Origin of the sequence: Rossellomorea sp. LJF3 (assembly GCF_037046045.1) — a bacterium.
Lineage (GTDB): Bacteria > Bacillota > Bacilli > Bacillales > Bacillaceae_B > Rossellomorea.
This window is the reverse complement of the sequence record NZ_JBANLY010000008.1, coordinates 133,595-155,508: the sequence shown is the minus strand read 5'-3', so window position 1 is coordinate 155,508 and position 21,914 is coordinate 133,595. Positions and strand designations below refer to the sequence as shown.

At 42.9% G+C, this 21,914-nt stretch carries 22 protein-coding genes, 1 tRNA gene and 1 riboswitch; of the genes, 13 read left to right on the top strand and 10 right to left on the bottom strand.

The features are described from left to right. Nucleotides 1-25 precede the first annotated feature (25 nt). Together V8G47_RS10345 and V8G47_RS10340 are read left to right on the top strand one after the other, a co-directional pair. The gene (locus tag V8G47_RS10345) at nucleotides 26-547 is read left to right on the top strand and encodes a DUF1850 domain-containing protein (RefSeq protein ID WP_336200044.1); all 522 of its coding nucleotides are present in this window, start codon (nucleotides 26-28) and stop codon (nucleotides 545-547) included. Further along, entirely contained in the window at nucleotides 534-2,519 is a 1,986-nt protein-coding gene (locus V8G47_RS10340) for a TRAP transporter permease (RefSeq protein WP_336200043.1), read from the top strand. The genes V8G47_RS10345 and V8G47_RS10340 overlap by 14 nt, the downstream gene beginning before the upstream one ends. A 55-nt stretch (nucleotides 2,520-2,574) precedes the next feature. Here the strand turns inward: V8G47_RS10340 and V8G47_RS20830 are convergent, their stop codons facing one another. Then, nucleotides 2,575-2,802 (bottom strand): WYL domain-containing protein, encoded by a 228-nt coding sequence (locus V8G47_RS20830; protein WP_442970822.1) that lies wholly within the window; start codon nucleotides 2,800-2,802, stop codon nucleotides 2,575-2,577. A 150-nt stretch (nucleotides 2,803-2,952) separates the two neighbouring features. Here V8G47_RS20830 and V8G47_RS10335 point away from each other — a divergent pair. Further along, nucleotides 2,953-3,024 (top strand) — tRNA-Val (locus V8G47_RS10335). A gap of 130 nt (nucleotides 3,025-3,154) precedes the next feature. Here the strand turns inward: V8G47_RS10335 and V8G47_RS10330 are convergent. Continuing rightward, nucleotides 3,155-3,328, bottom strand: coding sequence for a hypothetical protein (locus V8G47_RS10330; RefSeq protein ID WP_167562135.1), 174 nt, complete (start codon nucleotides 3,326-3,328; stop codon nucleotides 3,155-3,157). Between the two features lie 373 nt (nucleotides 3,329-3,701). On the opposite strand from V8G47_RS10330, the gene V8G47_RS10325 reads away from it, so the two are divergent. The 4 genes from V8G47_RS10325 (at nucleotide 3,702) to V8G47_RS10310 (ending at nucleotide 7,260) form a co-directional block, all read left to right on the top strand. Continuing rightward, the gene (locus tag V8G47_RS10325) at nucleotides 3,702-3,902 is read left to right on the top strand and encodes a cold-shock protein (protein WP_034763533.1); all 201 of its coding nucleotides are present in this window, start codon (nucleotides 3,702-3,704) and stop codon (nucleotides 3,900-3,902) included. 182 nt (nucleotides 3,903-4,084) lie between these two features. Then, a complete protein-coding gene (locus tag V8G47_RS10320; protein ID WP_336200042.1) occupies nucleotides 4,085-4,852 on the top strand; it encodes a 3-hydroxyacyl-CoA dehydrogenase in 768 nt (255 codons plus the stop codon). Between the two features lie 93 nt (nucleotides 4,853-4,945). Beyond that, nucleotides 4,946-6,091, top strand: a complete 1,146-nt coding sequence (locus V8G47_RS10315) for an acyl-CoA dehydrogenase family protein (protein ID WP_336200041.1) — start codon at nucleotides 4,946-4,948, stop codon at nucleotides 6,089-6,091. 14 nt (nucleotides 6,092-6,105) lie between these two features. After that, nucleotides 6,106-7,260, top strand: coding sequence for a thiolase family protein (locus V8G47_RS10310; RefSeq protein ID WP_336200040.1), 1,155 nt, complete (start codon nucleotides 6,106-6,108; stop codon nucleotides 7,258-7,260). A 42-nt stretch (nucleotides 7,261-7,302) separates the two neighbouring features. Here the strand turns inward: V8G47_RS10310 and V8G47_RS10305 are convergent, their stop codons facing one another. Further along, on the bottom strand, nucleotides 7,303-8,157 hold the full coding sequence (locus V8G47_RS10305; protein ID WP_336200039.1) for a MurR/RpiR family transcriptional regulator: 855 nt from the start codon (nucleotides 8,155-8,157) through the stop codon (nucleotides 7,303-7,305). A gap of 163 nt (nucleotides 8,158-8,320) precedes the next feature. On the opposite strand from V8G47_RS10305, the gene gndA reads away from it, so the two are divergent. After that, nucleotides 8,321-9,733: an NADP-dependent phosphogluconate dehydrogenase gene (gndA, locus tag V8G47_RS10300; RefSeq protein WP_336200038.1), complete on the top strand. Its 1,413-nt coding sequence runs from the start codon at nucleotides 8,321-8,323 to the stop codon at nucleotides 9,731-9,733. Between the two features lie 45 nt (nucleotides 9,734-9,778). On the opposite strand, the gene V8G47_RS10295 is transcribed toward gndA, so the two are convergent. Together V8G47_RS10295 and V8G47_RS10290 are read right to left on the bottom strand one after the other, a co-directional pair. Continuing rightward, nucleotides 9,779-9,940, bottom strand: a complete 162-nt coding sequence (locus tag V8G47_RS10295; RefSeq protein ID WP_336200037.1) for a hypothetical protein — start codon at nucleotides 9,938-9,940, stop codon at nucleotides 9,779-9,781. 121 nt (nucleotides 9,941-10,061) lie between these two features. Beyond that, complete coding sequence (locus tag V8G47_RS10290; protein ID WP_336200036.1) at nucleotides 10,062-10,832, bottom strand: SurA N-terminal domain-containing protein; 771 nt, start codon at nucleotides 10,830-10,832, stop codon at nucleotides 10,062-10,064. Nucleotides 10,833-11,910: 1,078 nt separating this feature from the next. Next, nucleotides 11,911-12,090, top strand: a riboswitch (cobalamin riboswitch). A 137-nt stretch (nucleotides 12,091-12,227) separates the two neighbouring features. On the opposite strand from V8G47_RS10290, the gene V8G47_RS10285 reads away from it, so the two are divergent. Both V8G47_RS10285 and V8G47_RS10280 read left to right on the top strand, forming a co-directional pair. Further along, entirely contained in the window at nucleotides 12,228-14,471 is a 2,244-nt protein-coding gene (locus tag V8G47_RS10285) for a ribonucleoside-diphosphate reductase subunit alpha (protein WP_442970821.1), read from the top strand. 16 nt (nucleotides 14,472-14,487) lie between these two features. Further along, nucleotides 14,488-15,525, top strand: a complete 1,038-nt coding sequence (locus V8G47_RS10280) for a ribonucleotide-diphosphate reductase subunit beta (RefSeq protein WP_336200034.1) — start codon at nucleotides 14,488-14,490, stop codon at nucleotides 15,523-15,525. Nucleotides 15,526-15,567: 42 nt separating this feature from the next. On the opposite strand, the gene V8G47_RS10275 is transcribed toward V8G47_RS10280, so the two are convergent. Beyond that, on the bottom strand, nucleotides 15,568-17,034 hold the full coding sequence (locus tag V8G47_RS10275) for an aldehyde dehydrogenase family protein (protein ID WP_336200033.1): 1,467 nt from the start codon (nucleotides 17,032-17,034) through the stop codon (nucleotides 15,568-15,570). Between the two features lie 23 nt (nucleotides 17,035-17,057). Then, the gene (locus tag V8G47_RS10270; RefSeq protein WP_336200032.1) at nucleotides 17,058-17,795 is read right to left on the bottom strand and encodes an SDR family oxidoreductase; all 738 of its coding nucleotides are present in this window, start codon (nucleotides 17,793-17,795) and stop codon (nucleotides 17,058-17,060) included. Nucleotides 17,796-17,999: 204 nt separating this feature from the next. On the opposite strand from V8G47_RS10270, the gene V8G47_RS10265 reads away from it, so the two are divergent. Continuing rightward, nucleotides 18,000-18,302, top strand: coding sequence for a DUF3243 domain-containing protein (locus tag V8G47_RS10265; RefSeq protein ID WP_442970823.1), 303 nt, complete (start codon nucleotides 18,000-18,002; stop codon nucleotides 18,300-18,302). Nucleotides 18,303-18,342: 40 nt separating this feature from the next. Here the strand turns inward: V8G47_RS10265 and V8G47_RS10260 are convergent, their stop codons facing one another. The 3 genes from V8G47_RS10260 to kynA form a co-directional block, all read right to left on the bottom strand. Further along, nucleotides 18,343-18,786, bottom strand: a complete 444-nt coding sequence (locus V8G47_RS10260) for an SACOL1771 family peroxiredoxin (RefSeq protein ID WP_336200030.1) — start codon at nucleotides 18,784-18,786, stop codon at nucleotides 18,343-18,345. A 105-nt stretch (nucleotides 18,787-18,891) separates the two neighbouring features. After that, nucleotides 18,892-19,092 carry a cold-shock protein gene (locus V8G47_RS10255; RefSeq protein WP_034763568.1) on the bottom strand — a complete coding sequence of 67 codons (201 nt, stop codon included), beginning with the start codon at nucleotides 19,090-19,092 and terminating at the stop codon, nucleotides 18,892-18,894. 245 nt (nucleotides 19,093-19,337) lie between these two features. Continuing rightward, complete coding sequence (gene kynA / locus V8G47_RS10250) at nucleotides 19,338-20,177, bottom strand: tryptophan 2,3-dioxygenase (RefSeq protein WP_336200029.1); 840 nt, start codon at nucleotides 20,175-20,177, stop codon at nucleotides 19,338-19,340. Between the two features lie 230 nt (nucleotides 20,178-20,407). Between kynA and V8G47_RS10245 the strand changes: the two genes are divergently transcribed. Both V8G47_RS10245 and V8G47_RS10240 read left to right on the top strand, forming a co-directional pair. Further along, nucleotides 20,408-20,953, top strand: a complete 546-nt coding sequence (locus tag V8G47_RS10245) for a GNAT family N-acetyltransferase (protein WP_336200028.1) — start codon at nucleotides 20,408-20,410, stop codon at nucleotides 20,951-20,953. A gap of 114 nt (nucleotides 20,954-21,067) precedes the next feature. After that, entirely contained in the window at nucleotides 21,068-21,880 is an 813-nt protein-coding gene (locus V8G47_RS10240; protein ID WP_261751344.1) for a YihY/virulence factor BrkB family protein, read from the top strand. Nucleotides 21,881-21,914: the final 34 nt, after the last annotated feature.

Sequence of the window (21,914 nt, the reverse complement as noted above, 5' to 3'; positions counted from 1 at the left end):
AAAATGGAATGGTGGGGAATTGTTGATGAAGAAATTTTCATTCATGGGTGCGATTCTCCTTATTCTTTGTGTCGGAATCATCCTTTTTATACCCTTACAAACGTTTTTAGTGATCGAGCCGAGAAGTACAACGGGGGACCCGGTCCTTTTCAGTCTTCCCGATGATCATTCATTTTCGGTTCGCTATACACACTCTATTCATCTATCAGAAGTAGAGGAATTTTACCATCAAACATCTTCAAATCAAATTCAACAAACCCAATTACTCTATGAAGATACTGCCATTGGGATGCCGGCCAATGCAGAGGGAAATGAAACCTTTGAAGTGACGAAGGAAGGCAAATATTTAATTTCTAATATGGACAAAGTGTTCCCATTCATTGATATCCGGATCGGACAGGTCGTCGCCAATCACCGCCTTGTGATGGACGGAAAGGAATATCCTTTAGCCGACTATTTTGATAAAGGCTCCGTCGTACGGGTTCAATTAAGGAAACAATCACTTTATGATCAGTGGAAAGGAGTGACTGTAGTTGGAAAAAGATAAAGAATTTGAATCATTGACTGCAGAACAACAACAAGAGTTACTTGAGAAATATGATCCCGAATCATCTACAAGGAAATTTCATCATGGGATATTCAAATGGATCATATTCTTCGGATTATTGGCATTTTCATTATTTCAATTAGTAGCATCCATCTTTCAATTCATCCCTAGGCAGTTATTGTTATCCGTTCACTTAGGGTTCGCTCTTTCTTTAGTGTTTCTCTTATTCCCAGCCCGGAAGAAGAATCTGAAGAAGGATAAGATCGCCTGGTATGACGTTGTTCTCTCAGTCATCTCGATTGGGATCGGTGCTTATTGGCCGATCATGCAGGATGATATCGTCAGCCGGGTGGGATTAATGACCTCCCTTGATTTCTATGTCGGTTTCGCTGCTATGATCCTAGTACTTGAAGCAACCCGTCGTGCAGTAGGGTTGCCGATTACAATCATTGCTTCTGCCTTCATCCTGTATATGTATTATGGCAGATTGATGCCTGGATTCCTCGCCCACAGAGGATATGACTGGGACGATATCGTTAAAACGATGTTCTTTACAAGTGAAGGGATCCTTGGTACGCCCCTATATGTATCAGCCACCTTCATCTTCCTGTTCCTGTTGTTCGGGGCGTTCCTGGTGAAAACCGGCGTCGGACAATATTTTAATGATTTGGCAGTATCCATTGCCGGGAAACGTGTCGGAGGTCCCGCAAAGGTTGCGATCTTCTCCAGTGCCCTTCAAGGGACGATCAGTGGAAGCTCCGTAGCAAACGTCGTGACTTCGGGTTCCTTCACGATCCCTATGATGAAGAAGCTTGGGTACCGCAAAGAGTTTGCCGGTGGGGTAGAGGCTGCTGCGTCGACAGGTGGTCAGCTGATGCCTCCAATCATGGGAGCTGCCGCTTTCCTGATGGTCGAGTTTATCGGAGGGATTTCGTACTGGGATATTGCGAAAGCTGCCTCGATTCCTGCCGTCCTTTATTTTACCGGGATTTGGATCATGACGCACTTTGAAGCGAAGCGTATCGGTCTTCGTGGATTATCAGATGAAGAAATGCCCAACCGTAAAGAAGTATTCAAGAAGATTTATCTGCTGCTTCCGATACTGGCAGTCATCATTCTGTTGGTAAGCGGGATGAGTGTCATGCGTGCTGCACTGTGGTCGATTGTTGCCACTGTCGTCATCAGTGCCATACGAAAAGATACAAGGATCGGTTTCAAGGATGCTGTGGATGCCCTTGTTGACGGTGCCAGAACTGCCTTGTCTGTAGCCGTGGCGACAGCTGCCGCCGGTATGATCGTCGGTGTTGTAACGAAGACGGGGTTAGGATTGACCCTTGCAAATGGATTGGTGGACCTGGCTGCAGATCTGACCAATACAACAGAAGGCAAGCTGATCCTTACATTGATATTTACAATGATCGCTTCGATCGTTCTCGGCATGGGTTCTCCGACAACGGCGAACTATGTCATTACATCCACCATCGCTGCTCCTGCGATTATTCTATTAGGGGCACCTGAGCTGGCGGCTCATTTATTCGTGTTTTATTTCGGGATCATTGCCGATATCACGCCTCCTGTGGCGCTGGCTGCATTCGCCGCGGCCGGGGTATCGGGAGGGGAACCGATTAGGACGGGGGTCAATTCCGCTAAATTGGCCATCGCCGCCTTTATCATCCCTTATATGTTCGTCCTGTCGCCTGAATTGTTAATGATCGATACGACCATTCCTAGATTACTTTGGGTCGTCTTCACGGCCGTAACGGGAATGATGGCGATCGGGGCAGGTATGATCGGGTATTGGTACCGACGAGTATTCGTCATAGAACGTCTCCTTTGCGTAGCAGCCGGATTGTTACTGATTTATCCTGAGGGAATGTCGGATATTATTGGTCTAGTTTTATTCGGTATCATGCTTGCATTGCAATTCTTTATTAAGAGAGAAGATAAAACACCAACAAGAGCAACGGCATAACACAATAAGAGGCTGTTACCCCATTCTTGGGCTAACAGCCTCTTATTTGTTGTAATCAAAGTCTTGATATTGTCCGGCCAGCATGAAAAAGGATAGGAGATGCAGCTAAGATGTCATGAATCCTGAAGTTGCGAATATCTCTCCTGAAATAGCAATAGGCAGTAATATAATCCTTTTCAACTTTTTTCACCAGTATTCTCCTTTTCGAACATTTCAGCTCCGAAGTCATGTATATGATTTCAATGGGACATCGATCCATTAACGACCGCTCTAATATCCTCATGATAGGAAGCCCCTCTCAGTTGAATGTATTGACATTATATGCGAACAAATGTTCTTTTATACATGAAGTCTAGAATAGGGGCATTTTATGAGAAAAATCCATTGACATTTTTCTCGAATTTATTATAATAGAATATGTACCTTACATCGCGACTTGTTAGCTCAGTGGGAGAGCACTTCCTTGACAGGGAAGGGGTCGTGGGTTCGAATCCCTCACAGGTCATACATAGAAAAAAGGGTGCATCGTATAAGATGCACCCTTTTTTTGACGTTAAAAGATTGAATTGAAAAAGGACTCTGCTGAATTCGGGTAAGAGTCCTTGTCAAAATCATATTAATAATGATGATAGTATTTAGTTCACTTCTAATTCTTCTTCAAAATAAAATGTGCCTGGATGTTCCTTTACGATATAAGAATATCGCTTCATGTTTTTAACGTATTGCCATTTTAATATCGTCACTGTTTCTCCTGTTTCCTTGATCGTAACCATAGAACCATTACTGAACCGATTTTTTGTGGATTTCATTGGGCACTCCCTTTCATATTTAATCATTATACCACAGTTTACCCTCCGTTTTAGAGTCCCATGAGTGATAAACTTGATAAAACGATCACGTTCCACCAAAAGGACCAGAAGGAAGAAGAAAGGAAACGCATTCATGTTAAAAAGTGGAATTCACTTTCTGCCGAAGCGGTTATAAGATGCCGAAGTCAAATTATGTCAGAGGTCTGACTTTAAAAACTTCCGCCACAGGAACTTGCTTATTTGTTTCATTACTGTTATTCTATAGAAGAATTATTTTTGTCCGGTATACATGGGAAGAACAAGATTTGGTTTTCACCTGATATCGCAAGAATAGTAATATATTGTGTGTAACGCACTTTAGGAGGCAACAAACATGGAAAATGGTAAAGTAAAATGGTTTAACGCAGAAAAAGGTTTCGGATTCATCGAAGTAGAAGGTGGAGACGACGTATTCGTACACTTCTCAGCGATTCAAGGTGAAGGTTTCAAATCTCTTGACGAAGGTCAAGAAGTATCTTTCGACGTTGAACAAGGTGCTCGTGGACCACAAGCAGCTAACGTACGTAAAGCATAATCTAACTTTACACATCCAAAAACAGACTCATTCGTGAGTCTGTTTTTTTTATGGATTCATGCTTGCATGTAATGTATGGCCTGCTTTTCTTGTAAATAGACGGAATTTTTAAAACTTTATATCTTTTTCCTGCTTCCAACGCTAAAATAAAACTATAAGCATGCAGATTGGAGGGAATATAAGTGGAGATAAAAGATTCTGTTGCCATCATCACGGGGGGAGCATCCGGGCTGGGAGAAGCCACGGCAAGAAAAATCATGGAAGAAGGGGGAAAGGTTTATATCCTTGACCTCAATGGGGAGAGAAGCTCAATATTAAAAAAAGAGTATGGGGATTCCATGCGTTATTATAAAACAGATGTAACGAATGAAGAAAGTGTAAAAGAGGCCCTTGAGAGAGCCATGGAAGATTTCGGGGGATACAATACAGTTGTGAATTGTGCAGGCATTGCACCGCCTGGAAAAGTGGTGGGGAGAAAAGGAGTCCATTCCCTTGAGCAATTTTCCAAAGTAATTGAAGTGAATTTGATCGGTACGTTCAATGTCATTCGGCTCACTGCAGAAAAGATGATGCAAAATTTACCGAATGAGCATGGAGAAAAAGGTGTGATCGTGAATACTGCGTCTGTTGCCGCATTTGACGGCCAAGTCGGTCAGGCTGCATATAGTGCATCAAAAGGAGGAGTTGTAGGAATGACTCTGCCGATTGCCAGGGAACTTGCAAGGGACGGCATCAGGGTCATGACGATTGCACCAGGATTATTTCATACACCTATGTTTGACACTCTTCCAGAAGAGGCAAGACAATCCCTTGGAAGCACGGTTCCTTTCCCTAAAAGACTTGGTTATCCATCTGAATATGCTCAGTTGGTGAAAAGCATACTTGAAAACCCGATGTTGAATGGAGAGACGATACGGCTGGACGGAGCCATCAGGATGCAGCCTAAATAACCAGGGAAGGCAGTGGAGTGAGTGCAGATTCATTCATTTTTCAAATGAAAGCGCTATCCCAATATACACCAACACGAAATGAGGGAGAGACGTATGAAACATCCTTATTTAACCGAAGAACACAGTATATTTCGTCTGGCTCTGAGGAAATTTCTACAAAAGGAAGCTTATCCTTATTATGAGGAGTGGGAGAATAACCGGATGGTTCCCAGATCATTTTGGGAGAAGATGGGGGAACAAGGGTTTCTTTGCCCTGACATTGAAGAGGAATATGGGGGAAGCGGGGTCGATTGGGGCTTTTCGGTCATCATTAATGAAGAATTGGAAAGAGTGGGTTCAGGTTTGATTGGAATAGGGCTTCATAATGATATCGTAGTCCCCTATATATCAGAATACGGGACAACACAACAGAAAAAGAAGTGGCTTCCTTTATGTGCGAGCGGAAAGATGATCACAGCCATTGCGATGACAGAGCCTGGCACGGGTTCTGATTTAGCGGCCATCAAAACGACAGCTCTTTCAGATGGAGATCATTATATTGTAAATGGACAAAAGACTTTTATTACAAATGGTATTCATGGTGATTTAGTGATTGTCGCTGTTAAAACGGATCCCCACAGTAAACCGCCTCATAAAGGTGTCAGCCTGTTGGCGGTTGAAAGGGATACTCCGGGGTTTTCCAGGGGGAGGAAGCTGGATAAAATTGGATTGCACTGTCAAGATACAGCCGAACTCATTTTTGAAGATTGTAAGGTACCGAAAGAAAATCTGATCGGAGAGGAAGGCAGTGGCTTTCACTATTTGATGAATAAGCTGCAGCAGGAACGTCTTATCGTGGCGATTGCAGCCCAAACGGCTTCAGAAGAAATGTTTTCCCTTACGATGGAATACGTGAAGAGCCGTCAGGCCTTTGGGAGACCAGTCAGTCAATTTCAGAATACCCAATTCAAAATGGCAGAAATGGCCACTGATATAGAAATGGGCAGAGCTTTTTTGGATGGATTGATAGCCGAGCATATGCATGGGTTGGACGTCGTGACAAAGGTATCCATGGCCAAATATAAGCTGACAGAAATGGCTCGTCACATTGCCACAGAATGCATGCAGCTTCACGGTGGATATGGCTATATGGAAGAATATCCGATCGCCAGGCGATATCGGGATATACCGGTTGCAAGCATTTATGCTGGAACAAATGAAATCATGAAAGTGATCATTGCAAAGAATCTGGGGTTATAGAAAGGGAGAGTGGGATGAGAGAAGTTGTCATTGTTGAAGGGATCCGTTCTGCGGTTGGAAGGAGAAAAGGATCGTTAATGGGGATGAGACCTGACGATTTGGCAGGTGAGATACTTAAAGGATTGGTAGAAAAGTCGGGGATTGATCCGGATTGTATTGAGGATGTCATCCTTGGGTGTGTCACTCAGTCTGGAGAACAGGCAGGGGATATTGCCAGGGTGGCTGCGCTAATAGCGGGTTTTCCGATTGAAGTGCCCGGCACCACCATTGACCGTCAGTGCGGATCGAGTCAGCAGGCCGTGCATTTTGCTTCACAAGCCATCCTTTCCGGGGATATGGATGTCGTCATTGCAGGTGGGGTAGAGAACATGACAAGAACGCCGATCGGATCAAATTATCAAGGAGCAGGTTTTAGTGAAAAGTTAAGGGAAAAACATGAAATCATTCATCAGGGGTTATCAGCCGAGCGAATTGCTGAAAAATATAGTTTTACCCGTGAAGAATTAGACCGGTTCTCCTATAATAGTCATCAAAAAGCTTTAAAGGCCCAGGAAGAAGGACGCTTCGAACGTGAGATTTATGGTGTGAAAGTACAAGGTGAAGACGGAAATCCGTTTTTCTTCACGAAAGATGAAGGACCAAGAAAAGAAACGTCACTCGAAATACTGGGGAAATTAAAACCTGCATTCAAAGAAGGTGGCGTCATTCATGCGGGGAATGCCAGTCAAATCAGTGATGGTGCAGCTGCCCTGCTTATTATGTCGAGAGAAAAAGCAGACGAATTGGGTTTGAAAGCTCGTTTTAAGATTCATACCCGTGTGGTGGTGGGATCTGATCCGACCCTGATGTTAACGGGACCCATCCCTGCAACCAGGAAAGCCCTGCAAAAAGCGCGCCTGTCTGTCGCAGATATTGACATATTTGAAGTGAATGAAGCGTTTGCCCCCGTGGCACTTGCATGGTTGAAGGAGATCGATGCGGATCCTTCCAAGTTAAATCCGAATGGAGGGGCAATCGCCCTCGGTCATCCATTAGGGGCCAGTGGAGCAAGAATCATGGTGAGCATGATGCATGAGCTTGAGCGCACGGGAGGAAGATACGGTCTGCAAACCATGTGTGAAGGACACGGCATGGCCAATGCCACAATCATTGAAAGACTGGATGCATAATAATGAGAGGGACGGACCTTTAAAGGTCCGTCCCTCTCATTATTATACTTTTTTAATGGAAATGGCATCACGTATTTTTTGCAGGGATGTTTTGGATAGGTCTTTCCGTTTTTTCATGATGTTCACATAGAGGGCATCCACAATGCTCAGCTGACTGATTCTTGACGCCAGGGCTTCCCCGCGGTACTCAGTTTCCTGTGAAACGGTGAATAGCGGAATATCGATCCTGCTGCTCAAGGGAGATTTAGCGAAATGAGTGATGCCGATCGTGGTGACATGATTTTTCTTCGCAACCTCCAGTACTTCCAATAGATCTTTATTTGCCCCTGAGTGGGAAATAAACACAATCACATCTTCTTCCGTCAGTTGAGAAGCGGATATCAGCTGCATGTGGGAGTCATTATAAGCATTAATGGTCATCCCCGTTCTGAGAAACTTATGATGGGCATCCATGGCAATGAATCCTGAACCGCCGGTACCATAAAATTCGATCCTCCTCGCACAGAGCATCGCTTGCACGGCTTGCCGGAATGTGTCTTCTTTCATGATGCCCAATGAGTCTTCAAGGCTTCTCATATTGGACCGGAACACCTTTTGGGCGATGACCCCTTCAGAATCCTCTTCCTGGATGGTTTCATGGATATCCTTGATCGGTGCCACAAGATCAGAAGCCAGTGAAATCTTCATCGCCTGGTAGCCTTTGAAGCCTAATCGCTTGCAGAAGCGGAAGACGGTGGCATCTGCAATTCCGAGATCTTCTGCCACGCCACTGATGGTTGAATGGATAATTTTTTCAGGATTAGCAATAATAAAATCAGCAATCATCTTTTCTTTTTCACTGAATTGTGAGTAATGGGACCGGATTCGTGGAAAACAATGTTGAGCCTGTTCATCCATGATGGTAGAATACCTCCTGTAAGACTTCTGTGAAAATAATTTTAACCTATTTTACGAAATAAAAAAATATTATTTCATAAAAATCCACCACGGAAATTTATTTCGTATTATAATAATAACGGTGAAGTCATCTATTTACTCGTACTTGAAAGGAATGATCATAATGACAAAACAACAAATAGGAGTCGTCGGCGTCGGAGTGATGGGAAAGAGCCTCGCCTTAAACTTTGAAAGCAGGGGCTATTCAGTTTCTATATATGATGTTTCGGATGAAAAAGTAAAAGAAGTATTGGACGAGCATCAAGGAAAGAATTTGGTTGGAACACATGATGTAAGTGAATTTATTCAATCGTTGGAAGTACCGCGTAAAATTCTCATCATGGTACCTGCCGGGAATATTACGGATAAAGCGATTGATTCATTGCTTCCTCATCTGGATAAAGGTGATATCCTCATTGACGGTGGAAACACCTACTTTGAAGATACCATCCGCCGCAATAAGGCACTGGATGAGAAGGGAATCAACTTCATCGGTGCAGGAGTTTCCGGTGGAGAAGAAGGTGCGTTATACGGACCTGCGATTATGCCAAGCGGCCAGAAAGAAGCGTACGATCTAGTAGAACCTTTCCTCACAGCCATCGCTGCCAAGGTGAATGGGGATGCATGCAGTACATATATCGGCCCGGACGGATCCGGCCATTACGTGAAAATGGTTCATAACGGAATAGAATACAGTGATATGCAACTTATTTGTGAAGCGTATTATCTAATGAAGAATGTGCTGGGGTTAAGTGCAACGGAACTTCATGAAATATTCAAAGAATGGAACGCCGGGGAGCTTGACAGTTATCTGATTGAAATTACTGCCGATATCTTCACGAAGATGGATGAAGATACAGGCAAGCCCCTTGTGGATGTTATTTTGGATACTGCCGGTCAAAAAGGGACAGGAAAATGGACGAGCATCAGTTCCCTTGAATTAGGAGTGCCATTATCCATCATCACTGAATCTGTTTTTGCCCGTTTCATTTCAGCCATGAAGGAAGAACGGGTGAAGGCGAGCAAGATCCTGAGAGGACCAAAAATTAAAGAGTTTACAGGTAATAAACAGGAGTTCATCGAAATGATCCGCAAGGCGTTGTACTTGAGCAAGATTTGTTCTTATGCACAAGGGTTCGCACAGCTTCAATCGGCGTCGGATGAGTACGGTTGGGATCTTAAACCTGGTGAAATTTCCATGATCTTCAGAGGAGGCTGCATCATTCGTGCCGGCTTCCTTGGAGAAATCAAGAATGCATATGATCGCGATCCCGGCTTAACGAATCTGCTCCTTGATCCGTATTTTAAAGAGATTGTTGAAAATTATCAGGATGAAGCAAGGGAAGTTGTGGCAACAGCCATCAAGCTTGGCGTTCCTGTACCGGGTCTCGCCAGTGCGTTAGCTTATTATGACAGCTATCGTTCCGAATCACTGCCTGCGAATCTGCTGCAAGCACAAAGGGACTATTTCGGAGCCCATACGTATCAGCGTATAGACAAAGAAGGCACTTTCCATACAGATTGGTTAGCTAAATAATATAGAACCGCCCTGTGGATCATCCACAGGGCGGTTTATTTATGTTTATTCGTCTTTGGTATCGTGCTTTTTCTTTTCGTCACGCTGGTCTTTTTTTAGTTCGTCTATAGGGATGGGATCGACATTTTGTTCACTTTCATGCTGATCAAGGATACTTTCCTGGTCCTGCTCTGCATTTTCCGGATTTTGATTTATTCTTTTGGTCATGATGTACATCCTCCTTTAATTGATCGGTTCCTATACCATACCCCCGGGACAGGGAGAAAAACCTCTTATGGAAGATAGAAAAAAAGAAAGCCGCCATACGAAGGCGGCTTTCTGACTTGTGTTAGATTTTCACGTCAATTTTAGCATTTTTCTTTAAATCTTCAACATGTTGAACAAGCTTTTCTTGCTTCTTCTGTTGTTCCAGCTGAGTCTTGATCTGTGGTTTTACATCTTCAAACTTGGGTGCATCCTTTGCTTGATCCTGCCCTTGTTGACTTGCATATTGATCATAAAACTTCTTCATTTCATCTTCTGTCACTTCGTCGACTTTGATTTCTTTTTCAACGTAGTTGGTGTACTTAATATTTTCAGCAATCTGAGTTTTCAACTCATCCATGGTAAATCCGGCTTTCTTCATGGCATCTTCAAATTGCTTGTCGTCTTTGTATTGCTTTTTCACTTCGTCGAGCTGCTTATTGATTTCATCATCCGTCGCTTTATAGCCTTTTTCCTCGGCCTGTTGCATAAGAAGTGTTTGACCGACTATGCTATCAATGGTTTGATCTTTGATTTTTTTGGCAGCATCTTTACTTGTCGGGTCCTGTCCCATTTGTTGATACTGCATCTGTGATTGAGTCAACACATTGTTGAAATCTTCACCTTTGATTTTTTCGTCGTTTACGATAGCGACGATCTTATCTTTTTCTACCTTTTGCTCATCCATTTTCTTTTGCATTTCTTCCATCTTTTTCGCTTGCTCTTCTTGAGCCTTTTTGTCAGAAGCCTCTGTTTTTGGTTTATCGTCAGCTTTTTGGCTCTCCTCATTCGAACCGCAAGCAGCTAGTCCAATTGTTAATAATCCTACTAGTAAAGTCGTTAATAGTTTCTTCATAATAGACTCCTTTCAGAACTAAGGTGTGATTTCAAAAAAAAATCACTTAATGGGCATTGTAAATGAAAAACCTGCAAAAAGAAAGTATTTAGGTCAAAAAGTATTGATTGTAATCTGGATGAAACACATGTGAGAGGCTGTTTCTCTTTCAATATACTGAAATATAAAGGGAGTATAATTTCTATTTAGATGATAAAGCAGGAGGAATATTACATACATACTTTCAAAAAAAAGAGGTTGTTTAAATCGAGTCTTTCTCCATTTAAACAACCTATCAAAAATATTGGGGACCAAAGAATACTGTCAAACAACCTTCTATTTGGATTATAGAGATGGAATCCATTTACCTCAACCCACATAAATGTAAATGTAGACGGACCACTGTCCGTTTGGAGGCACTATTCCATCATCTTCTTTCCTTTTCAGGGAAAATAATAATTATAAGCATATTTCAGACTAATTTTAGATAAGTTTTCGAAATTTGTAATAGCGAGTACTGGTTGATTTCCGCTGCAGGTGCTCGCTTTCCGCGGGGCGTGAGTTGAGCCTCCTCGGGCATTGCCCTGCGGGGTCTCAACTTTCCCGCTATTCCCGTCGGAGTCGAGCACCTTCCGCTCCAATCAACTACATTAAGATGATCTTTTAACCTATTGTAATAATTGTATACCACTTCAAATCCATTCAAATGCGGAAACCATCGAATAAAAAGAGAAAAATATGCTATTTATTCTACGTAGGGTTTCGAAAATCTTTGAGCTCTGTCTCCAATAGCTTAAATAGAGGGTGAGGGGAACAGCGTAGACTCCTACGGAAAAACGGGCGTGTCGAGACCCCGGAAGCGAACTGTGCTGAGGAGGCTCGACCGAACGTCCGTGGAAAGCGAAGCAGTTCCCCTCACCCTAAAGCTCATCCTCGTTGACAGAGCTACAGAACTTAGTAATTGAATAATATACACCAATCTCTGCGGAGAGAGCAAAAATAAAAATGAATAGATTACTTGTAAATCTATTTTGAATCATATATGATAGTTAAGGACACAACATTTGGTGTCTGTTTTTATTTTAATAACTATATATTGATTATAACCTGTAAATAAGGTGTCTGATGAGACTTAAAAGGGAATCCGGTGAGAATCCGGAGCTGTCCCCGCAACTGTATGTGCTGACGAAATAAGGAACTGCCACTGTCGTATCGATGGGAAGGCCTTAGAGTAGAGTGAAGCGCGAGTCAGGAGACCTGCCTTATTTAACACGTGTTATCTTCTTCGGGAATTGGGAGGATAAAGCGAGGATTACAATAGGCGTTAGGTCTGTTTATATCTCCGTATTTTTAAAGCCCGTCCTTCTTGAAGGATGGGCTTTTTTTGACTCCTTCCCACTTTAAGAAACGGGAGGAATGAACATGACGTTCACAATGGAAAAGCAAAATGAAGTGGAAGGGATTCTCCACAGCCTTAGCAGACAGTATTCCAACCTGGATTTCACAGAATTCGATAAGAAAATCACCATGTATGCAAATCAGCAGGAAGAATGGACCAAAGAACAGCTTCATCATTTCATGATCCTGACAGCGATCGAACGTATCACCGCACTCGAACCGGATTGGACCTATGTGGCAGCATCCTTGTACATCAAGGATTTATATGAGGGTATTTCCTTTTCGAGGGGGAAATCAAAAGATAATCTATCCGGCTCATTTTATCAAATGGTCAAAGACTTAACTGAAGCCCAACTTTATTCCCCGGCACTACTGGATTCATATAGCAAGGAAGAAGTGGATTACTTAGGTTCCATTCTTGATTTCAATAGGGATCAACTCTTTACTTACATAGGGATCGTTACGCTGGCCGAGAGGTATTTGACAAAGTCCCATAATGGAAAAGTGCTGGAGCTTCCTCAGGAGCGATTTATGGTCATCAGTATGACGTTATGCATGAATGAGGAAAAGGAAAAAAGAATGTCATTGATCGAAGAAGCATATTGGGCCCTGTCCAATCTGTATATGACCGTGGCAACCCCTACTTTTGCAAATGCAGGAAAAAGCCATGGCCAGCTATCCAGCTGTTTCATTGATACTGTGGAAGATGACTTAAGAAGTATTTATGACAGTAATACGGACGTTTCCACTCTTAGCAAGAACGGAGGGGGCCTTGGAATTTATTTAGGGAAGGTCCGCAGCAGGGGGAGTGATATAAAGGGCTTTAAGGGAGTGAGCTCCGGGGTCATACCGTGGATGAAACAACTAAATAATACGGCGGTTTCCGTCGATCAACTGGGGCAGCGTCAAGGTGCGATCGCCGTATATTTGGATGTATGGCATAAAGATATCTTCCCATTTCTGGATACCCGGTTGAACAATGGGGACGAAAGGCAGAGGACCCATGATCTTTTCACGGGAGTCTCCTTACCGGATCTGTTTATGGAACAGGTGGAAAAGAGGGAAGACTGGTATTTATTCGACCCTCATGAAGTGAAAGGAGTCATGGGCTACTCCCTCGAAGACTTCTATGACGAAACATACGGTGCTGGTAGTTTTCGTGAGAAGTATTGGGAATGTGTCGCTCACCCCACCCTTTCACGGGAAGTGGTCCCTGCCATTGAAATCTTTAAGCGCATCATGATATCTCAGCTCGAAACGGGGACTCCGTATATGTTTTACCGGGATACTGTTAACCGTATGAATGCCAATCCCCATAAAGGGATGATCTATTGCAGTAACCTATGTACCGAAATCGCTCAGAACATGAGTGCGACTGTGATGGAAGAAGAGGTGATCCAAGATGGGATGATCGTCACATATAAGTCACCGGGAGATTATGTCGTATGCAATCTTGCGTCCATTTCTTTAGCCAAGACCATCCTGGATGATGAGCTTGAGAGAGTGGTGAAGATAGGCGTAAGACTGCTGGATAATGTGATTGACTTAAACGACCTTCCCGTCCTGCAGGCCCAGATTACCAATCAGCGATACAGGGGGATCGGATTAGGGACATTCGGATGGCATCATCTCCTTGCCTTGAAGGGATTGAAGTGGGAAAGCAGTCAGGCGGTCGACTATTGTGATTCCCTTTATGAAGAGATTGCTTATTATACGATAAAAGCAAGCCATGAACTGGCAAAGGAAAAAGGAAGCTATCCTTATTTCGACGACTCGGACTGGTCGACGGGAGATTATTTTCTGAAACGGGACTATTCAAGTGAAAGATGGATGGAATTGAAGGATGGGATTAAAGACAAAGGGATCCGTAATGGATATTTAATGGCGGTAGCCCCCAATTCCTCAACCTCGATCATTGCGGGGTCCTCTGCGAGCATCGATCCGATATTCAGGCTCCAGTATTCAGAAGAAAAGAAAGATTACAAGATTCCAGTGACCGCTCCCGATCTGTCTCCGGAAACAACCTGGTATTACAAGACCGCTTATCAAGTGGATCAACATTGGAGTGTGGAACAGAACGTAAAGAGGCAGAGGCATATCGATCAGGGGATTTCATTTAATCTGTATGTGCGTAATGACATCAAGGCTAAAGATTTACTGGATCTTCACCTGGACGCATGGAAGTCCGGATTGAAAACCACTTATTATGTAAGGTCTACGTCCGTATCCAATTTTGAAGAATGTGAAAGCTGTCACAGCTAGGGGAGGAAGAAGGAAAATGGAAGAATTGAAACAGAGGGTCCTGATTGATTCACTGGCCCCAAATAAATCAACGGGTATCGTAAACGGGAAAAGTTCCAATATATTAAACTGGGATGACGTGCGGTTTTCCTGGGCTTACCCAAAATATAAAAGAATGCTGGGGAATTTCTGGACTCCATTTGAAATCAATATGGCTAAAGATATCAAGCAGTTCCCTACTTTGCCGAAGAACGAGCAGGAATCCTTTTTGAAAATCATAGGTCTCCTGGCGCTGCTTGACAGCGTTCAAACCGACTATGCGGGAAAAGTGGCAGATTATCTGACGGATTCGAGCCTAAACGCCCTGATGATCATCCTGGCACAGCAAGAAGTCGTGCATAACCATTCCTACAGCTATGTGTTATCCAGCATCGTGTCGAAAAGAGAGCAAAATGAAGTGTTTGACTTTTGGAAGAACGATCCCATTCTATTAAAAAGGAATGAATTTATCACAAATGGCTATAAAGGATTTGTGGAATCACCGACTGTCCAGAATCTATTAAAGTCAATCATTTATGATGTCATCCTGGAAGGATTGTTCTTCTATTCAGGTTTTGCTTTTTTCTATCATTTAGCAAGAAACCAAAAGATGGTTGCAACGAGCACGATGATTAATTATATCAATCGTGACGAACAGCTCCATGTCGGATTGTTTGAAAAGATATTTAAAGAAGTTTTGAATGAAAATCCCTCTTATGAGACGGAAGAGCTGCGTACGTTCGGGGTGGAAACATTTAAACAAGCAGCGCTCCTCGAAATGGAATGGGGGAGGGAAATCATTGGATCCCATGTGGAAGGGCTTCTGATTAGTGATGTGGAGGATTATATTAAATTCATGGCCAATAAAAGAGCGAAGCAATTAGGTTTCGACGAACCATTCGAGGGATACAGGACAAATCCACTTAAATGGATCATAGCGTATCAGGAAGTCGACAGGGGGAAGACCGATTTCTTTGAACAAAAATCAAGACAATACACGAAAACATCGGATGCAAATGGATTTGATGAGCTGTAAAGAGACCATAATAAAAAGCGAGTCGGCATGACTCGCTTTTTGTTATCTCTTTTCAATAAAAGGACCATAATCCCTTCTTTTATGTTGAACGGCCACCCATTTCACCGTCGTGAATTCTTCGAGTGCCCATTCCCCGTTGAAGCGTCCGAGTCCTGAATCTTTTTCGCCGCCGAATGGCATATGAGGCTCGTCATTCACAGGTTCGTCATTGATATGAATCATTCCGGTTTCCACTTGATGAGCCACATTCGTCGCTCTCTCAATGGATGAAGAATGGACTGCTCCGCTTAAGCCATAAGGGTGTTCATTAGCTAGCCCAACAACTTCTTCTTCGGAATCGAATGGTATGATGGCTGCCACTGGTCCGAAAATTTCATTTTTTGCAATCGGCATTGAATTTGACACATGGGTCAGAACGGTCGGATATAATAAGTTCTTTTCTGCATTTCCTCCAAGGACCACTTCAGCCCCCATTTCCTTGCTGCTTTCAATATCTTCCAATATCCGGTCTGCTTGATTTTGATCGATCAATGGACCAATTTGTGTCTTTTTGTCCGAGGGATCTCCAACGTGTAATTCTTTTACCCTGGAAACGAAAGCATCCACAAATTTTTCATACATCCCTTTTTGAACCATGATCCGGTTGATGCTCATGCAAATTTGACCCTGGTGATAGAATTTACCGAAAAGGGCTGATTCAACAGCCTGATCGAGGTCCGCATCATCAAGTACGATAAAGACATTATTGCCACCGAGCTCCAAGGCCGTTTTCTTAAGATTTTTCCCTGCAAGTTCCCCGATGCGGCGTCCCACTTCCGTAGATCCTGTAAAGGAAATCAAGCGGGGGATGGGGTGGGTCACGATATCATCCCCGATTTCCGATCCTTTTCCTACTACAACATTAAGAAGTCCTTTGGGAAGTCCGGCTTCTTCAAATATACTTGCAAATAATAACCCGCCAGTCACAGGGGTATGTGTAGCTGGCTTAACCACAACCCCGTTTCCGGTAGCCAAAGCAGTCGCAATGGATCGGACAGCCAGATGGAAGGGGAAATTCCATGGGCTGATGATGCCGACAACTCCAAGTGGTGCCCTGTATACCCTGTTTTCCTTGCCGGGAACTTGGGAAGGCAGGATTTTCCCTTCCATCCTATACGGATACGTTGCAGCTTCCTTCATGCTGTTAATGGAGACGGTCACTTCCCCTGCAGCTTTCATATACGTACTTCCGGACTCCTTGATGAGCCATTCAATGATTAAATCCTTATTTTCTTCAACAACAGAGACCGCCTTTTCCATAATGGCTCTCTTTGTTTGAGGAAGCTCATTTGCCCAGGATTTTTGGGCTTCCTGTGCTGATTGATACGCTTTATCGAGATCTTCTTTACTGGCAGCTTTAATGGAGCCGATTTCAGAATGATCAAAAGGATTCTGATTCGGTATTGTCTTTTCACTGCTTCCATCAAGCCATTCACCATTGATGAAAAGTTTATCAAATTGTGTATTCATAAAATCCATTTCCTCCTTGTTGTTTACATATCCTGCATGGTAGGGCGTACAATGATTTCATTGACATCTACATGATCAGGCTGTTCCACGGCATAAGAAATCGCTTTGGCGATATTTTCACTGTCCAGGGGCTTCATATCCCGATCCTTGAACGCGGCTAAGATATCTTCGTCCGTAATGGTCTCAGTCAGTTCTGTAGCCACTGCACCAGGACAGATGATGGTTGTACGAATGTTATGCGATGCATTCATTTCCTGTCTCAAGCCTTCTGTAATCGCCCTGACGGCATATTTAGTCCCACTGTAGACTGAACTGCCCGGCATCACTTTATGTCCAGCTACGGATGAAATGTTAATGATATGTCCTGTCTTCTGATCTTCCATATAAGGAAGAACTGCGGATATCCCATAGAGCACCCCTTTAATATTGACGTCAACCATCTGATCCCATTCTTTGATTTTTCGTTTATTTATGAGTGAAAGGGGCATGAGACCAGCATTATTGATCAATACATCAATCCGGCCGGCTTCTTCTACCGTTTTCTTCGCAAGTTGTTCCATTTCTTCGACGTTCGTCACGTCTGTGACATGATAATATGCCGTTCCGCCCATTTGCTCTATTTCATCTTTCAATTCCTTTAAACGTTCTTCCCGTCTCGCTGCAAGCATGACTGTAATATTCTTTGACGCCAATTCCTTTGCCGTTGCCTGACCGATCCCACTGCTCGCTCCCGTAATGATCGCTACCTTCTTTGAACTCATACTCCTTCGTCCTCCTTAAAAGTCGTTTATTACCTCCTTATTGTTTACACATCAGGTGCAGGAAATAAACAAAATAGAGAGAGTTGAGTGTGTTTTCCAAATAAAAGAAAATAAAGGTTTAGCAATTCCTTTGCTGGGAATATACATAGTAGATTAGTGAGAGGAGAGGTTGGCTGCATGGCAAATCATTCTACAGAAGAAAAGATGGAGTCGAAGGTAAGCAGTACGATGGATCGTATGTCTCAGGACAAAAAAGAGGACATTCTTTCAAACTTTGATCATTTCAAAGAATACTTAGGTAACAAGGTTTCCTTAGCAGATAAGCTGGGGATGAATGAAGAGCAGCAGGCAAAGGCAGCACAGAAGGTAGGGGACTATCTTGCAGCTCATGAAGAACCGAAAAACAGGGAAGAGAAGCTGTTATATGAATTATGGAAAGCGGGAAATAAAGAAGAACAGCATATGCTTTCTCACATGCTCGTGAAGCTTGTTCACGCAGAATCGTGAGCAAACAATGAAGGGCATCCGATTGGAAGCCCTTTTTTTGCTACATATGTATTTCTGGATCTACCTTCACCGATACATTCCCCTTGAGGGCACGGGTGATCATGCATGACTGTTCAGCTTTCAGCATTAATTTCTTTGAAAGTGCGATGTCTTTATCACTGGAAGCAGAACTCAGTGACAGGATTGGCCGATGAATGATTTCTTTATACGTGATGACCCCTCTATCTACTTCTACAATTCCTTCAGAAGTCATCGTTAAGTCTTTTTTCTCTATATGGCTTCTTTCCAGCATAGCAGCAAGCGTGATGATATAGCATGTAGCTGCAGCTCCAAGGAGCATTTCATCAGGGTTTGTCCCGATCCCGGGACCGTCCATTTCAGGTGGGATCGAAATTTTTGTATGAAAATGTTCCGAGCTCAAGGTGCCTGTATCATTCCTGAGACCCGGCCATTCAGTAGAGATATGAAACGAGTGTTTTGCCATACATAGAATCCTCCCAGAAAACATGTTAAGAATATTGTATACACTTTGTGAATGGATGGCAAAGAAAAAAGACTCTACAGAGTAGAGTCTTTCAGTAAGCATAAATTATGCTTTAGTAACGTTAGCTGCTTGGTCGCCACGGTTTCCTTGAACGATTTCAAAAGAAACTTTTTGACCTTCTTCTAAAGTTTTGAATCCTTCGCCTTGAATAGCTGAGAAGTGTACGAACACGTCGTCTCCACCTTCGCGCTCGATGAATCCGAAACCTTTTTCTGCGTTAAACCATTTAACTGTACCTTCTAACATAATGTTACCTCCTCGTGTGTTCTCCACACAATGTATTACTATTCTTGCTCATGTAACTTCAAGGCGAAAAGCTTTAAAAACTTTGTCCATCCTTCCATTCCGAACAAAAATAATTCTATTACATATTATCAGGTAATGTTATTTATGGCAACCCTGATAATTACCATAAATAAAAATAGGCTAAAAGAATGTGAATAGTACATTTATTCAAAAAATGGTTTAATAGCGTATGTGTAAAAGCTGAATCAAAGGGTCGTGCGCACGTTCCAGAGCTCAGGGAAAAAGTGGTGGTCAAGCACTTTTTTTAAATACCCGACACCGCTGGAGCCACCGGTACCCATTTTTTGACCGATGATTCTTTCGACTGTTTTCATATGGCGGAACCGCCATTGCTGGAGCCAATCCTCAATGTCGATTAATTTTTCAGCCAGTTCATAAAGGTCCCAATATTGATCAGGGTTTTTATATACGGTTGTCCAGGCTTTGAGTACCGACTGGTCTTCACTGTAGGGCTTTGTATAATCACGATTCTTTACATCTTCATGAATAGGCAATCCAGCACCCGCCAGAGCAAGGATAGATACATCGTAAAGGGAAGGGGCTTCATAGGCTTCTGTAAGCTGGGATAATAATTCAGGATCTTTTTTGTAAATTTCAAGAACATGCCTGGTTTTGTACCCCAGGGAGAATTCAATCATCCTGTATTGATACGATTGAAATCCGGAGGCTTGACCAAGGCTGTCCCTGAATTGGACATACTCTGATGGAGTGAGGGTCGATAACACGTCCCATGCATGGATGATCTGGGATTGTATTTTTGAAACCCTGGCAAGCATTTTAAATGCAGGGGACAGTTCGCCTTTTTGAATGGAGGCAATGCTTGCCCTGGTTTCATGCAGGATCAATTTCATCCAAAGTTCACTGACTTGATGGATGATGATGAACAGCATTTCATCGTGGTGACCGGATAAACGCTTTTGACTATCCAACAATGTATCCAGTCCCAAATATTCACCATAAGTCATTCTATTGATAAAATCCGTATATACTTTTTCATTCCCCATGGAATCGTTCTTGTTAACCATAATGATTCTCCCTTTCTTCTGTGTGGATTCAGAGATGCAACCAATTCATTCTCCTTGATATATATTTCTGGAGAGAAACGGGGAATTCCTTCCTTCATTTTTCCGAAGAGTTAATAACATAGTACCAAAGTTGAAAAAGGATTCTGTATCCCGTGAATTATGGTAATATTAAAACACTTTAGAACAGAGTTGAGGTGAAGAATGTGGAGAGGATTTATCTGTCTTCCCATTTGTATTGTAGAAGTTTAAAGATAGAAGACTGGAAAGATGTTCATGAGTATGCATCTTTAGCAGTTGTTTCAAGGTTTCAGAGTTGGGGACCAAATAAAGAACATGACTCAATAGCCTATGTAGAAGACGCTCTGCAGGCAGCAAAAATTATTCCCCAAACCAGGTATGTGCATGCCCTGGTCGATGAAAGAGTTGATAAAGTGATCGGTGCTGGTGAAATCATTATCAAAAGCTTTGCTCATCGTACGGGGGAGATCGGTTATATACTGCATCCGGACTATTGGGGGGAAGGAATAGGGACGCTTGTAGGGCGCACGCTGGTCGGTATAGGGTTCGGTAATTTAAAACTACACAGGATTTCAGCAACCTGTGATCCCCGAAACGTTTCTTCCCAACGAGTGTTAGTCAAGATCGGGATGACGCTTGAGGGCAGAATCCGACATCATATGAAGCTGAAAGATGGCTGGAGAGATTCACTTCTTTACGGAGTGTTAGAAGATGAGTGGCAGACAGAGGCAGGAGGAGGTATTCAGCCATTAACTTGAAAAAGCGTTTGTCCTTTGAAACATTCTTGAAGTAAGATAAGCGGTTCATATAGGATTGAATTGAATCTTAAAGGGGAAAATAATAGTATCTTTTCCTGCTTAGGAGTTAAAACCATGATTATCATACATCATTTTAAGACGGTGACTGTTCGATTTTTTAAGGAACGCTTCTTTGATCATTCAGCTCAGTTGGCCTATTACTTATTGTTATCCATTTTCCCATTTTTGATTTTCGTATTTTCATTAATCAGTTATCTGCCCATCTCTGAGACCAATGTGCTGCTGTTGATCAAACCTTTTGCCCCTGATAAATCATACGCCATCATACAGGATAATATCGAACGCATTCTGTATGACCAGAGAGGGGACGTTTTGTCGGTTTCCATTTTCTTCACCTTCTGGCTTTCTTCAATGGCGGTCCAATCGATGGTACGTTCGTTGAATCAGGCATATAGGATTGAAAGGAAGAAACCCTTTTTAATCGCATTGTTGTATGATCTCTTATTGACGGTCGGCTTCATGGTCCTCATTTCATTTTCCCTCATTGTACCGGTTGTCGAGGAGTATGTCCGTCATGCACGATTTACAGAAGGAAAAATTAACGGCGATTGGAGTCAGGCCTGGGTGATCGGCAAATGGGGATTGAGCTCTGTCTTTATGTTCATCCTCTTTGTCTTTCTGTATATGGTCGTTCCAAGTAAAAGAATATCGCTTCTCCATGTCATCCCTGGCGCACTGGTTGCGACATTCGGATGGCAGGGAGTGTCATGGCTTTATGGAACTTACGTGAAGTTGAATGATTACTCCCAATTTTACGGTCAGCTGGGGAGCGTCATTACGCTGGTGGTCTGGTTTTATATTTCCTCAACAATCCTTTTGATCGGGGGCTTGTTGAACGGAAGTGTAGCGGAGAAAACATTGAAATAGAAATCGCTCGGCATTAGTGCCGAGCGATTTCTTG